This is a genomic window from Massilia orientalis (assembly GCF_030411975.2).
GTDB classification, from domain to species: Bacteria; Pseudomonadota; Gammaproteobacteria; order Burkholderiales; family Burkholderiaceae_D; genus Telluria; species Telluria orientalis.
In genome coordinates, this window is record NZ_JASNRB020000006.1 from 38,928 (window position 1) to 53,095 (window position 14,168).

At 67.6% G+C, this 14,168-nt stretch carries 9 protein-coding genes; 4 read left to right on the forward strand and 5 right to left on the reverse strand.

Going from position 1 to position 14,168, the window contains the following annotated elements:
* Window positions 1–51: 51 nt before the first annotated feature.
* The 3 genes from QPK29_RS10745 to QPK29_RS10755 all read left to right on the forward strand — a co-directional run bounded on the left by QPK29_RS10745 (window position 52) and on the right by QPK29_RS10755 (window position 3,512).
* Complete coding sequence (locus QPK29_RS10745; protein WP_056137395.1) at window positions 52–966, forward strand: LysR family transcriptional regulator; 915 nt, start codon at window positions 52–54, stop codon at window positions 964–966.
* A complete protein-coding gene (yddG, locus tag QPK29_RS10750) occupies window positions 963–1,847 on the forward strand; it encodes an aromatic amino acid DMT transporter YddG (RefSeq protein WP_371768241.1) in 885 nt (294 codons plus the stop codon). The genes QPK29_RS10745 and yddG overlap by 4 nt, the downstream gene beginning before the upstream one ends.
* Window positions 1,848–1,910: 63 nt before the next feature.
* Window positions 1,911–3,512: a L,D-transpeptidase family protein gene (locus tag QPK29_RS10755; RefSeq protein ID WP_371768242.1), complete on the forward strand. Its 1,602-nt coding sequence runs from the start codon at window positions 1,911–1,913 to the stop codon at window positions 3,510–3,512.
* On the opposite strand, the gene QPK29_RS10760 is transcribed toward QPK29_RS10755, so the two are convergent.
* Window positions 3,475–5,361, reverse strand: a complete 1,887-nt coding sequence (locus QPK29_RS10760; protein WP_371768243.1) for an NPCBM/NEW2 domain-containing protein — start codon at window positions 5,359–5,361, stop codon at window positions 3,475–3,477. The genes QPK29_RS10755 and QPK29_RS10760 overlap by 38 nt on opposite strands.
* 146 nt (window positions 5,362–5,507) lie before the next feature.
* Here QPK29_RS10760 and QPK29_RS10765 point away from each other — a divergent pair, with 146 nt between their 5' ends.
* Window positions 5,508–6,842 carry a hemolysin family protein gene (locus QPK29_RS10765; RefSeq protein ID WP_371768244.1) on the forward strand — a complete coding sequence of 445 codons (1,335 nt, stop codon included), beginning with the start codon at window positions 5,508–5,510 and terminating at the stop codon, window positions 6,840–6,842.
* Here QPK29_RS10765 and QPK29_RS10770 read toward each other — a convergent pair.
* From QPK29_RS10770 to acnB, 4 genes are all read right to left on the reverse strand, one after another.
* Window positions 6,839–7,663 carry a hypothetical protein gene (locus QPK29_RS10770; RefSeq protein WP_371768245.1) on the reverse strand — a complete coding sequence of 275 codons (825 nt, stop codon included), beginning with the start codon at window positions 7,661–7,663 and terminating at the stop codon, window positions 6,839–6,841. The two genes, QPK29_RS10765 and QPK29_RS10770, sit on opposite strands and share 4 nt — an antisense overlap.
* 50 nt (window positions 7,664–7,713) lie before the next feature.
* Window positions 7,714–8,637 (reverse strand): sulfurtransferase, encoded by a 924-nt coding sequence (locus QPK29_RS10775; RefSeq protein WP_371768246.1) that lies wholly within the window; start codon window positions 8,635–8,637, stop codon window positions 7,714–7,716.
* Window positions 8,638–8,688: 51 nt separating this feature from the next.
* Window positions 8,689–11,364, reverse strand: coding sequence for a bifunctional diguanylate cyclase/phosphodiesterase (locus QPK29_RS10780; protein WP_371768247.1), 2,676 nt, complete (start codon window positions 11,362–11,364; stop codon window positions 8,689–8,691).
* A 102-nt stretch (window positions 11,365–11,466) separates the two neighbouring features.
* Complete coding sequence (gene acnB, locus QPK29_RS10785) at window positions 11,467–14,052, reverse strand: bifunctional aconitate hydratase 2/2-methylisocitrate dehydratase (protein ID WP_371768248.1); 2,586 nt, start codon at window positions 14,050–14,052, stop codon at window positions 11,467–11,469.
* Window positions 14,053–14,168 lie beyond the last annotated feature (116 nt).

The following is a 14,168-nucleotide window of genomic DNA, read 5'->3' on the forward strand; positions in this document are numbered from 1 at the left end:
GGGCGTCCAACACCGTTTTGGTATGGTTTCAATACCCTATAGGTATCGAATATGGAATTAAGGCACCTGCGCTACTTCGTCGCGGTCGCGGAAGAACGCAACTTCACGCGCGCCGCCGAGCGCCTGCACATCGCCCAACCGCCGCTGAGCCGGCAGATCCAGCAACTGGAGGAAGACCTGGGCGTGACCCTGATCGAAAAAGGGGTAAGGCCGCTGCGCCTGACGGAAGCCGGCGCCTTTTTCCTGGCGCATGCGAAGCCGCTGCTCGACCAGGTGCGCGACCTGCGCACGATGACGCAGCGCGTGGGCAAGCTGGAACGGACGCTGTCGGTCGGCTTCGTCGCATCGACCTTGTACGGCCTGCTGCCGGACATCATCCGCCGCTACCGCGAGAACCACCCGGAGGTGGAGGTGACCCTGCACGAGATGACGACGGTGGAGCAGCTCAAGGCCTTGAAGGAAGGGCGCATCGACGTGGGCTTCGGGCGCCTGAAGAGCGAGGACACGAGCATCCGCCGCATCCTGCTGCGCGAGGAGCCGATGGTGGTGGCGCTGTTCCCCGGCCACCGCCTCGCGGAGAAAGAGGGCAAGCTGCGCCTGACGGACCTGATCCATGAAGCGCTGCTCGTGTATCCGAAGGCGCCGCGGCCCAGCTTCGCCGACCAGGTGCTGGCCGCCTTCCGCGAAGCGAACCTGACGCCGGACCATGTGACGGAAGTGCGCGAACTGCAGATCGCGATGGGCCTCGTGGCGGCCGGGCAGGGCATCGCGGTCGTGCCGGAGAGCGTGCAGGGCATGCATCACCGGAACGTCGTGTACCGGCGCATCGAGGACAAGCACGCGGTGTCGCCGATCTTCTTCAGCGTGCGCCACATGGACCGCGCGCCCGAGCTGGAAAACATGCTGGCCGCCGTGTATTCGGTCTACGACGATCTAAGCATCCCGCACGTCAGGGAAGCCTTGTGAAAGACAGGAACAAGGCGACCCTGATCGGGCTGACGGCCGTGCTGCTGTGGAGCGCCATCGTGGGCCTGGTCCGCCAGGTCAGCGTCCACCTCGGCCCCACGGGCGGGGCCGCGCTGATGTACAGCGTGGCGTCGGTATTCCTGCTGCTGTCGGTGGGCCACGCGCGGCTGCCGCGCCGCTACCTGGCCTGGGGCAGCCTGCTGTTCGTGACCTATGAGCTGTGCCTGTCGCTGTCGATCGGCTATGCGGACACGGCGCGCCAGGCCATCGAGGTCGGGATGGTCAACTACCTGTGGCCCACGTTCACGATCGTGGCAAGCATCCTGTTCAACCGGCAGAAGACAAACTTCCTGATCGTGCCGGGGTTCGCGCTGTCCATCGTCGGCATTTGCTGGGTGCTGGGCGGCGCGCAAGGCGTCGACCCGGCCGGCATGCTGCGCAACGTGCGCGCCAACCCGCTCAGCTATGGGCTGGCGTTCGCCGGCGCCGTGATCTGGGCCGCGTACTGCACGGTGACGGCGCGCATCGCGGAAGGGAAGAATGGCGTCACGCTGTTCTTCATCCTCGTGGCCGCGACGTTGTGGGGCAAGTACCTGCTGGAGGGCGGCGGCCCCATGGATTTCAGTCTCGAGGCTGTCGTCTACCTGCTGCTGGCCGCGGGCGCCATGGGCTTCGGCTACGGCGCGTGGAACGTCGGCATCCTGCACGGGAACGTGACGGTCCTGGCCGGCGCGTCGTACTTCATCCCCGTGCTGTCCGCGGCGCTCTCGGCCCTCCTGCTGCGCGCGCCGCTGTCGCTCGCGTTCTGGCAGGGCGCGGCCATGGTCTGCGGCGGCGCCATCCTGTGCTGGCTCGCCACGCGCACCAATCGTACACGCTGATATCACGCGTTGCGGGTATGATGCTCATCGGTAACGTATCGTTGCCGAAGTCCGAAAGCATCCATGAAGTCCAGCCAGAAAATCGCCACCGCGCTCGTGCTCTGTGCCGCGGCCCTCGTTCCCCGTTTCTCCTTCGCCCAGTCCATCCCCGCGGCCATCCATGCGCAGGCCGCGCCACTGCCCGGCCCCTACGACGAACGCGGCTGGCTCGACCGGTTCTACGCGCCGCGCAAGTACGCGCCCGCGTGGAATCCGCAGACCGCCGCCGCCGCGCTGTGGGTGCTGCGCCAGGCTCCCGTACAGGGCCTCGATCCGCAGGATTACGGCGCCGACGACCTGCAGCAGCAGCTGCGATCCGGCCATGCCGATCCGGCCCGGTTCGACGTCGCGCTGACGACGGCGATGCTGCACTACCTGGCCGACCTGCGCGTGGGGCGCGTGCGCTCCGAGTACCACACCGGCAAGTCGGACGCGCGCCTCAAGCGCTACGATCCGGTCGAGCGCCTGCGCACGGGACTCGCGGCCGGCAAGCTGCGCGACGCGGTGCAGGCGGCCGAGCCGCAGCTGCCGCTGTACGCGCAGGTCAAGGCGGCGCTGGCGCATTACCGCGAGCTGGCGCAGCAGCCGTATCCGGCGCTGCCGGTGCCGCAGGCGAAGGTCAAGCCGGGCGGGGCGTACGCGGATACGCAGGCGCTGTTCGAGCGCCTCGTGCTGCTGGGCGACCTGCCGGCCGACGCGGCGCCGCCGGCCGAGGGCATCTACGGCGACAAGCTGGAAGAGGGCGTGCGCCACTTCCAGGCCCGCCATGGGCTGGAGGAAGACGGTGTGCTGGGCCGCGGCACGGTCAATGCGCTCAACGTGCCGCCGGCGCAGCGCGTGCGCCAGCTCGAACTGACGCTGGAGCGTTTGCGCTGGCTGCCGGATTTCGGTCCCGGCCCGCTGATCATCGTCGACCTGCCGGCCTACCGGCTGTGGGCGCTGCAGAACGGCAGCACGGAGGCGCCGCTGGAGATGCGCGTCGTCGTCGGCTCCGCCGTCAGGACGGAAACGCCGCTGTTCGTCGGGCAGATGCGCTACCTCGAATTCAACCCGTACTGGAATGTCCCGCGCAGCATCCTGGAAAAAGAGATCCTGCCGAAGCTCGCGCGCAATCGGGCGTACCTGAAGCAGCATGACATGGAGACGGTGCCGCCCGACGCGAGCGTGGCGGACCTGAAGGCAGGGCGGGCGCGCGTGCGCCAGCGCCCGGGGGCGAAGAATTCGCTGGGACCGATCAAGTTCGCGATGCCGAACCCGATGGACATCTATCTGCACTCGACATCGGCGCGCGAACTGTTCGAACGCAGCCGGCGCGACCTGTCGCACGGCTGCATCCGCGTCGAGCATCCGGCCGCGCTGGCGCAGTACGTGCTCGGCGGGCAGCGCCAGTGGACGGCGGATGCGATCCAGGAAGCGCTGCAGCCGGGGCCGACGAAGCACGTCGACCTGGCTCGTTCGATTCCCGTGGTGCTGTTCTACGCGACCGCCATCGTCGACAGCGAGGGCGGTGCGCGCTTCGCCGCGGACATCTACGGCCGCGACGTCAAGCTGGAACAGGAACTGGCGGCACGCCGCCAGTCCTCGAACATCAGCGCGCCGACGTCAGCGCCGCGTCACCCCAGGTAACCGGCAGCTGCTCGTTGGCGCCGCCCGTGCTCTTCGCCACGAGTTCGATCAGCTTGACGCCGCCGACGTCCACGCTCAGCGCCTGCGCCGGCTGGCCCCAGCGCAGCGCACGGCTCTTCGCCAGCAGCTTGCCGTCGCCGTAGACCAGGAACGTCACGCCGTTCTTGCGGTCCTGCGCGGAATCGTCGACGCCGACCTTCGTCTCCAGGCGGCGGTAATCGTGGTTGCGCACTTCCAGGCGCGAATTGGCCAGGATGCCGATGCCGGCGTCGTAGCGCTTGCCCCCGATCTGCAGCCACTGGCCGTACGGCGTGCTGTCCGCGCGCGCGCCGCCGAAGCCGGCGTACATCGGGCGTTCGCCGCCGCCCTTGGTGCCGCTCCAGCCGAACGACGAGCGGAACACGGTCGGATCGGCCGTGGGCTTGGTCACGCCGTCGACGGCCGGATTCACGCTGCCCGGCTGCTCCGACAGGTACAGGCCGTCCGCCAGCGCGCGTGCGCCCTGGACGCGGAAGATGCGCGTCTCGCGCGGCGCCACTTTCACTTTGGTCTCGTTCGTGAACGAAGAAGCTTCCTTCGACCACAGGTCGGTCAGCGTGATCTTGCCGTCCTTGCGCAGCTTGAGGTGCTCGGCCGTCAGGTCGGCGTCGATGGCCGCGAGGCCGCGGTTGAAGATGGCGACGGCCTTGTCGCCCGACGCGAGCGTCTTGACGAGGATTTGCACGTCGTCCGCGTCGTACGCGAGCACGGCCTGGTTGCCGGCCGGGTCCTGGTTCAGCGCGATGATGTCGGCGTTGCCGAAGATGTCCATCAGCGCCTGCGGCGTCGTGCGCAGGTCGGCGCCCGTCATCAGCGGCGAATTCAGCATGGCCCACAGCGCGAAGTGCGATTTCGCCTCGGTCAGGTGGTTCGCGTCGAAATCGCCGGCGCCGATGTACAGCATGTCGGGATCGTTCCAGCTGCCCGGATGGCCGTACAGTTCGCGCCGCGCGGCGCTGTCGTAATTACTGAGCAGGCGCGGCCAGTTCGGGCGGATGTCGTCGCTCGTGCGCGAGAGGTTGCCGAAGTTCTTGCCCCAGGCGCGCACGTCGGCCGAGCCCCACACGCACAGCGACAGCAGGTAGTCGCCGTCCGGATTGCTGCGCTTCAGCGCCTCGTTGATCTGCGTGAATTCCGCCTGCACGGCCGGGATGTCCGAGCGGGCGACCGATTCCAGGTCCAGCACGGGCTTCAGCGCGCGGTAGTTGCCCGTCTTGACTTTCGGGCTGTCCGCGCCGTACGCGCGCAGGCCGCAGCCGTCGACCTTGATGAAGTCGAAGCCCCAGTCGCGGAAGAACAGGCCGATGTCCTGGTCGATGTGGCCGTACAGGCCCACTTCGCGTTCGAGCACGCTGCCCTTCGGCAGGTTCGGGTCGTCGCCGCCGTACGCCTGCGAGCACGTATTGCGGCCCAGGTCCGAGTAGATGCCGGCTTTCAGGCCCATCGCGTGGATCTTGTCGGTGAACGGACGGAACCCGCCGTCGACGGCGGACGGGAACCGGTCCGGGCGCGGGATCAAGTGGCCGTCCGGCTGGTTGCGGCGCAGCGCCCAGCCGTCGTCGATGTTGACGTAGCGGTAGCCCTTGGCTGCCAGGCCGCTGTCCACGAGGCGCTGGGCCGCGCCCAGGACCTTCGCCTCGTCGATGTCGGTGCCGAACGCGTTCCAGCTGCTCCAGCCCATCGGCGGCGTGCCCGCATGGCCGGCGGTGTAGGCGCTCCAGCGCGCGGTCGGCGCGAGCGGATCGGTGGCGGCATGAGACAAGGCTGCGGCGAACAACAGGGGAATCAGGGCGAGGCGAGGCTTTTGCATCGGGATTTCCAGTGTGAGATGTGGACGTAATAGCAGATTATGCAAAGCGCCGGAGCGTTCGACAATTATTAAATGTGTCATCCGGTATATCAATTTCGGCAGGGTTGGGGCATATGTTAAAGTGACATCATTATTCCGGGTGTCCCATGAATCTGTTCGAACATCTGGCCTTGCTGGCCGTCCTCGTGCTGGCCGCCGGCTTCCTGTCCCTGAGCGAAATCGCGCTGGCGGGCGCACGCAAGATCAAGCTGAAACTGCTGGCCGAGGCGGGCGACGAGCGCGCGCACAAGGTGATCGCGCTGCAGGCGCAGTCGGCCGACTTCTTCGCCGCGTCGCAGATCGGCCTGAATGCGATCGCCATCCTGGGCGGTATCCTCGGGGAGGGCGCGCTGCGGCCGTTTTTCCTGGAATGGCTGACGCTCTTCTACGACGGGCCGGGCCGCGACAATGTCGCGTTCGCGCTGTCGTTCGTGTTCGTCACGACGCTGTTCGTGCTGTTCGCCGACCTGATGCCCAAGCGCCTCGCGATGATCGCGCCGGAGAGCACGGCGATGGCCGTCGTGCGGCCGGTCATGGTCGTCATCCGCGTGTTCAAGCCGCTGTCCTGGGCGCTGAACAAGGTGGCGAACATGCTGTTCCGCGTATTCGGCGTCGACACGACGCGCGAGGACCGCATCACGTTCGACGAGATCTCGGCCGTCGTGGAAGCGGGCGCGCAGGCCGGCGTGCTGCAGAAGCAGGAGCAGCACTTCATCGAGAACGTGTTCGAACTGGAATCGCGCGCCGTCACGTCGACGATGACGACGCGGGAAAACGTCGTGTTCTTCACGCTGAACGAAGCCGAGGACAGCATCCGCCAGAAGATCGCCACCCACGCGCTGTCGAAATTCCCGGTGTGCGACGGCGTGATCGACCGCGTGATCGGCTACGTGGACACGCGCGACATCCTCGTGCAGCTGTTCAACCGGCAGTCCCGGTTCCAGCTGAACGAATCGAGCATCCGCAAGGTCCTGATCATTCCCGATTCGCTGACGCTGTCCGAACTGCTCGACCGCTTCCGCGCCACCAAGGAGACGTTCGCCGTCGTGATCAACGAGTACGCGCTCGTCGTCGGCGTCGTCACGCTCAGCGACATCATGGTGACCGTCATGGGCAAATGGGGCGCGCCGCTGGAGGCCGACCAGCAGGCCTTGCAGCGCGAGGACGGTTCCTGGCTGATCGACGGCAGCACGCCGGTGGCGGACATGAAGCGGGTGCTGGAGCTGGACGCGCTGCCCGAGGAAGAGCACTACGAAACGGCGGCCGGATTCATGATGTACATGCTGCGCAAGGTGCCCAAGCCGACGGACAGCGTCGAATACGAGGGCATGCGGTTCGAGGTGCTCGACGTGGACCACTACCGCATCGACCAGCTGCTCGTGAAACGGGTCGGCGCGCGCGGCGCATCGTCCGCCACGCAGGCCGAGCCGCTGGAAGGTTAGTCGAGCACCAGGATACCCTGCAGCGACGAGATCCGCCCGGGGGCCGACCACGTGCCGGCCAGCCGGCGCTGCGCGTCGAACTCCAGCAACTGCCGTCCCTTGTGCCCGTTGTCCGGACCGTGTCCCTGCCAGTTCGCGACGAGCAGCCGGCCGTTGTCCAGCTGCTGGAAGCTCGCGTAGAAGAACGGCGCCACCTCCGCGGGCAGGTCGGCCGCGGCGCCGCAGCGCTGCTGCACGTTCCCGGCCGCGTCGAACAGCACCATCACGGCGCCATAGCCGCCCGACACGAGGGTGGTGCCGTCCGCGTTCCGTTCGGCCTTCCACGCATGCTCGAACTCCGGCACCGCGAAGCGGCGCCGCTCCGTCAGGTCCGGCGCCGTTTCGAGGATGTGGTCGTTGGTGCACAGCAGGTACGTGCCGTCTGGCGTCGGGCGCATCAGGCGGACGTAGTCGCCGTCGCGGCGCGCGCTGGCGACGACGCTCCAGTCGCGGTCCAGCGTCAGCACGTTGACGCCACCCGTGCCGTCCAGGTTCCAGCCCGTCACGAGCGTGTGGCCGTCGGGCCGGCGGTGCACGGCCGTGACGTCGGTCCAGCGCGCGCACGCGTGCAGTACGCGGCCCGATTCGATGTCCAGCTCGAAGAAACCGCGGTCGAAGCCGACCAGCGCGCGGGCCGCGTCGATCCGCTGCAGGTCGCGCGCGAGCGGGTAGGGGGACAGGTCCAGCGTCCAGTGGAAGGTGTCGGTGGCGGTGTCGACGAGCGACAGCTGTTGGCGGCCTTCGTCGATGGCGAGCAGGCGGCGGGAGAGTGTCTCGGTCATGTGCGTGAATTAGTTATCGATAACTTTGCGGAGTGTATGCGATTTTCCGGTCATCGACAATGGCGCCGCACATCGATGGCCTCCCGCTCCGCCCGGCACACGACCGGGTTAGCCTCGTCGCGGCTCCATTCGCACCAGCCGCCGTCATAGACGCCAATGCGCTCCCAGCCCATCAGCCACGCGTAGAAGAACGCCAGCGACGCGCGCCAGCCGGTGCCGCAATAAAACACCGTCGGCCGGCCCGCATGGATGCCGCTCGCCGCCCACATGCGCACGATGTCCGCCGCGGGTTTCATGCGCCCGTCGGCGTGGTGGAACGCGGCCATGCTGTTCACGTCGCCGTCCTCGCCGACGCGGCCCCACAGCGCGCCGGGGATGTCCCCGCGCGCTTCGATGTAGCTGTAGCCGGACGTCCGGCCGATGTATTCGTTCCACGTGCGTATGCTGGCCAGCGTGCCCTGTCCATGCCGCAGCAGGCCGCGCACCTGGTCCATGTCGAACAGGTAGTCCGGCCGCGCGGGGAAGGGCGCGCCGAAATCGTCCGCCGCGGGACCGGGACGCGGCGGCCCGGATTCGAGCGGCAGGCCGGCCCGCTGCCAGGCCGCGAACCCGCCGTCGAGCAGGCGGACGTCCTCGACGCCCGCGTACAGCAGCAGGTGCGCGACGCGCGCCGCCGCGAGGACGTTGCGGCCGTACAGGATGACGGTGACATCGTGGCGGATGCCGTGGGCGAGCAGTACCCGCTGGAGTGCCGCGTCGGGGACCTTGTTCCACAGCGGTCCGTGTTCGAACCACGTCGTGTCGAGGTAGCCGGCGCCGGGGATATGGCCGGCCGCGTAGGTATCCTGTGCGTCGCATCCCGCTTCGAACACCCGGGCTCTACCGCCTGCGAGCGTCGTCACCCATGAGGGCGTGACGAGATGACGCCAGCGGGGCAGGTCGCGGCGCCAGCCGAAAAGAGGGATGCTGTCCAAGGGCGAAGGCAGAGGGAAGTGGCGGAAGGACGTATGGTACAGGACCCGACCTCAGACATGGTCGATGGCGAGGAACCGTTCGGCGAAGCTGGCCGCGCTGAGGGGCGGCGACACGACGAAGCCCTGGATCTCGTGGCAGCCCTCGGCGCGCAGGAACTCGAGCTGCTCTTCCGACTCGACGCCTTCGGCGATGACTTGCAGGTTCAGGTTGGCGGCCATCGCCATGATCGCGCGCACGATCGCGCGGTCGCCCGCGTTCCGGGGCAGGTCGCGCACGAAGCTCTGGTCGACCTTGAGGCGGTCGACGGGCAGCTGCTTCAAGTAGGACAGCGACGAGTAGCCCGTGCCGAAATCGTCGACCGCCAGTTCCACGCCCATGGTCTTGATCAGGTGCAGCTTACCGATCGCGTCGAGGGTGTCGGCGACGAACGCGCCTTCCGTGATCTCCAGTTCCAGCCGGTGCGGCGGCAGGCCGGACAGGACCAGCGCAGACCGCACCTGGTCGACGAAATCGGCCTGGCGCAGCTGAACGACGGACACGTTGACGGCGATGCGCAGCGGCAGGCCGGTCCGGCCCCAGTCGACCGCCTGGCAGCAGGCCGCGCGCAGCACCCAGTTGCCGAGCGCGACGATGAAGCCGCTTTCCTCGGCGACGTTGATGAACTCCTGCGTGGGCACCATGCCCCGGCCGGGGCGGTCCCAGCGCACGAGGGCTTCGGCACCGACGATGCGGCCGTCCGCCAGCGAGCGCTGCGGCTGGTAGAACAGCTGGAACTCGCCGCCTTCGATCGCATGGCGCAGGCCCGTTTCCAGGTCCATCCGGTGCTCGACCTGGCGCGCCATCGAGCTGTCGAAGAACTGCCAGCCGTTGCGGCCGGAGGCCTTGGCGCGGTACAGCGCGGTATCGGCGCTGCGCACGAGGGCCTGGCAATCCAGCCCGTCCTGGGGATACAGCGCGATGCCCATGCTGAGGGTGAGATACAGCTCGCGGTCGTCGAACGCGACCTTGTCGGCGCAGGCCGCGTGGATGCGTTCGGCGAGGTGCTCCGCCCGCAGCGCCAGCCGGTGGCCGCCCTCGACGGCGATGGCGAATTCGTCGCCGCCCATCCGCGCCAGAACATCGGTCGGGCCGATGCAGTCGCGCAGCCGCTCGCCGATCCGCACGAGCACCTGGTCGCCGCGCCCGTGGCCGAGCGTGTCGTTGAGCGTCTTGAAGTTGTCGAGGTCGATCAGGACGAGCGCGACCATCGTCCCGTTGCGCTCCGCCAGCGCCAGCGCGTGGTTGACGTGGTCGACGAAGGCACGCCGGTTCGGCAGCCGGGTCAGCGGGTCGACGTGGACCGCCTGGAATAGTTGCAGCTCCGACTGTTTCTGGCGCGTGACGTCGACCGTGACGCCGCGCACCTGCAGGTGTCCCGTCCCCGACCCGGCCAGCATGACGTTGCTGAGCAGCCAGATCTCCCTGCCGTCCGGCGTCATGAGGTGATGCTCGACCGGCTTGAGCAGGCCCGGCCCGTCCATGTCCAGCACGGGCTCGACGGTCTTCCCGTCCGGCGTCGTGCAGAGGCGGTCGCGCCAGAACGCGGGGTCGCGGATCCACTCGCCGGCCTTGTAGCCCGAGATGGCTTCGGCGTTGCCGCTGACGTAGGTGAAGTGGAACGCCGGCAGTTCCGCCTCCCAGACGACGCCGTCGATGCCGTCGACCAGTTCCTGGAACCGGCGATGCGCCGCGTCCAACTGGGCGTTGCGGCGGGTGAGGTTGTGTTGTGTTTCCTCGAGGTCGGCCAGGCGCAGCCACAGGAAGCGCAGCAATCCCAGCAGCAACAGGGTGGACACGGCGCCGATGGCGGCCACTTCACAACTGCGCACGACCCACGGGCGCAGCACCTCGGCGAGGGCGACGCTCGCCACGGCGACGATATCCGCTTCGGGCAGGCTCGCATAGCCGATCAGGCGCGGCCGGCCGTCGATCATGCTGCGTTCCGTTTCGTACACGCCGGACGGTGCCTCGGCCAGTCTGTGGAACAGGCCCGTCGTGGCCACGTTGCGGTCCATGACGTCGGCCCCGAGCGGTGTCTCCATGATCACCCAGCCGTCGCGCCGCAGCAGCATGAGGCGGCTGCTGTCGCCCAGCCGCAGCGTCCGGTAAAAGCGGTCGAAATAGGCCATGTCGACGCCGAAGCCGCCGATCATCTTCAGCGTGCCGTCCGGATGGTCGACCCGGCGCGCGACGGGGATCGTCCATTTGCCGCTCGTGCGGGAGCGGATCGAGCGGGCGACATGCATGCCGCGGGCAGGGTGCGAGGATAGGTAGATGTAGTATTCGCGGTCGCGGCTGTCGATGGGCTGCAGCGGATACGTGGTGCTGCTGGCGCGCAGCCAGCCGTCCGCACCGATCAGGTTCAGGCTGGCGGCCTGCGGCGCCCCGTCCATCGCGGCGGCCAGGATGTCGTGGAGGTCGCGCTCGTCGGCCGGGGCGAGCACGAGGCCGCGCCGGTCGATCTCGTCGAGCGCCCAGCGCAGGCGGGTGTCCGCTTCGCCGAAGGTACGCAGGGCATGTTCGTCGAGCGTTGCGGCGATGTTGCGCATGTCCGATCCGGCCTGCGCCAGCGTGGAGCGGCGGTCCATGACGATCGCGGTCCCGGCCGACAGGATGTAGAGCAATGGCAGGATCAGCGCGAACAGCACCAGGCCGCGCCGCAGCTTGCGGATCGAGTTCAAGGCCATCGTCGTCCCTCCCCGTGGGAAAGCACAGCCTGTAAATATCATACACGCCGCCCAAGAAAAAAGGCTCCCGTCGGGAGCCTTTCTTTTGTGTCAACCCGCGCCTCAGACGGCGACGGTATCCGCCACGTCGCGGAACTCGCTGATCTGGTCGAAGTTCATGTAGCGGTAGATCTGGTCGGCGTTCTCGGTGAGCACGCCGGTGTGCGCCATGTACTCTTCGCGGGTCGGGATCTTGCCCAGCGTGGAGCAGACCGCGGCCAGTTCGGCCGAACCCAGGTACACGCGGGTGTCGATGCCGAGGCGGTTCGGGAAGTTACGCGTCGACGTCGACATCACGGTCGCACCCTTGCGGATCTGCGCCTGGTTACCCATGCACAGCGAGCAGCCCGGCATTTCCATGCGCGCGCCGGTGCGGCCCAGCGTGCCGTAGTGGCCTTCGGCCGTCAGCACCTGCTGGTCCATCTTGGTCGGCGGGGCGACCCACAGGCGGACCGGGATGTCGGTCTTGCCTTCCAGGAGTTTCGAAGCGGCGCGGAAGTGGCCGATGTTGGTCATGCACGAGCCGACGAACACGTCGTCGATCTTGTCGCCGGCGACGTCGGACAGCGTCTTGACGTCGTCCGGATCGTTCGGGCAGGCGACGATCGGTTCATGGATGTCGGCCAGGTCGATCTCGATGACGGCGGCGTACTCGGCATCCGCGTCCGGTGCCAGCAGGTCCGGCTTCGCGAGCCAGGCTTCCATCGCCTTGATGCGGCGTTCCAGCGTGCGGCGGTCCAGGTAGCCGTTCGCGATCATCCACTTCATCAGCGTGATGTTCGAGTTCATGTACTCGATGATCGGTGCCTTGTCCAGGTGAACCGTGCAGCCGGCGGCGGAGCGCTCGGCCGACGCGTCGGACAGTTCGAACGCCTGTTCGACCTTCAGGTTCGGCAGGCCTTCGATTTCCAGGATGCGGCCGGAGAAGATGTTCTTCTTGCCCTTCTTGTCGACGGTCAGCAGGCCTTGCTGGATCGCGTACAGCGGGATCGCGTTGACGAGGTCACGCAGGGTGACGCCCGGCTTCATCTCGCCCTTGAAGCGGACCAGCACCGATTCCGGCATGTCCAGCGGCATGACGCCGGTGGCGGCGGCGAAGGCGACCAGGCCCGAGCCGGCCGGGAAGGAGATACCGATCGGGAAGCGGGTGTGCGAGTCGCCGCCGGTGCCGACGGTGTCCGGCAGCAGCAGGCGGTTCAGCCACGAGTGGATCACGCCGTCGCCCGGACGCAGCGCCACGCCGCCGCGGTTCTCGATGAAGGTCGGCAGTTCCTTGTGCATCTTGACGTCGACCAGCTTCGGATACGCGGCCGTGTGGCAGAACGACTGCATCACGAGGTCGGCCGAGAAGCCCAGGCAGGCCAGGTCCTTCAGCTCGTCGCGGGTCATCGGGCCGGTGGTGTCCTGGGAGCCGACGGTGGTCATCTTCGGTTCGCAGTATGTGCCCGGGCGGATGCCCTGGCCTTCCGGCAGGCCGCACGCGCGGCCGACCATCTTCTGCGCCAGCGAGAAGCCGCGGCCCGAGTCGGCCGGATTCTGCGGCAGGCGGAACAGCGTCGACGGGGCGAGGCCCAGCGCTTCACGGGCCTTGGAGGTCAGGCCGCGGCCGATGATCAGCGGAATACGGCCGCCGGCGCGCACTTCGTCGAACAGCACGTCGGACTTGACCTTGAACTCGGCGATCGTTTCGCCGTTCTTCAGGGCCTTGCCGTCGTACGGACGCAGTTCGATGACGTCGCCCATTTCCATGTTCGACACGTCGACTTCGATCGGCAGGGCGCCGGCGTCTTCCATCGTGTTGTAGAAGATCGGGGCGATCTTGGTGCCGAGGCACACGCCGCCGAAGCGCTTGTTCGGGATGAACGGGATGTCTTCGCCGGTGAACCACAGCACCGAGTTGGTGGCGGATTTACGCGAGGAGCCCGTGCCGACCACGTCGCCGACGTAGGCGACCAGGTGGCCCTTGGCCTTCAGTGCCTCGATCTGCTTGATCGGGCCGATCTTGCCCGGCTCTTCCGGGTTGATGCCCGGACGCGGGTTCTTCAGCATGGCCAGCGCGTGCAGCGGGATGTCGGGACGGGTGGTCGCGTCCGGGGCGGGCGACAGGTCGTCGGTGTTGGTCTCGCCGGACACCTTGAAGACGGTGAGGGTCATGCTTTCCGGGACGGCCGGACGCGACGTGAACCATTCGGCGTCGGCCCATGACTGGATCACTTCCTTGGCGTTGGCGCTGCCCTGGTCGGCCAGTTCCTTGACGTCGTGGAAGTAGTCGAACATCAGCAGGGTCTTTTTCAGGCCCTCGGCGGCGACCTTGCCGACGACGGCGTCGTCCAGCAGGTCGATCATCGGCTTGATGTTGAAGCCGCCGAGCATCGTGCCCAGCAGGCGCGTCGCAAGTTCGCGCGAGATCAGCGGGCTGGTGTCTTCGCCGCGGGCGATCTTGTTCAGGAACGCGGCCTTGACCTTGGCCGCGTCGTCCACGCCCGCCGGGACGCGGTTCGTGACCAGGTCGACCAGGAAGTCTTCTTCGCCAGCCGGCGGATTCTTCAGGAGTTCGACCAGGTCCGTGGTCTGGGCTGCGGACAGGGGCAGCGGGGGCACGCCGAGGGCGGCGCGTTCGGCGACATGGGTGCGGTATGCGGCTAACATGGGAAGCTCTTTCAGTCGTTTTGAAAAGCAGGACAGCGGTTGCTGGCCCGGTACTGCCGATATTGTATCTCAAGTCTTCTATAAGACATAAGACGCAACTCGGTTAACGGTGAAAG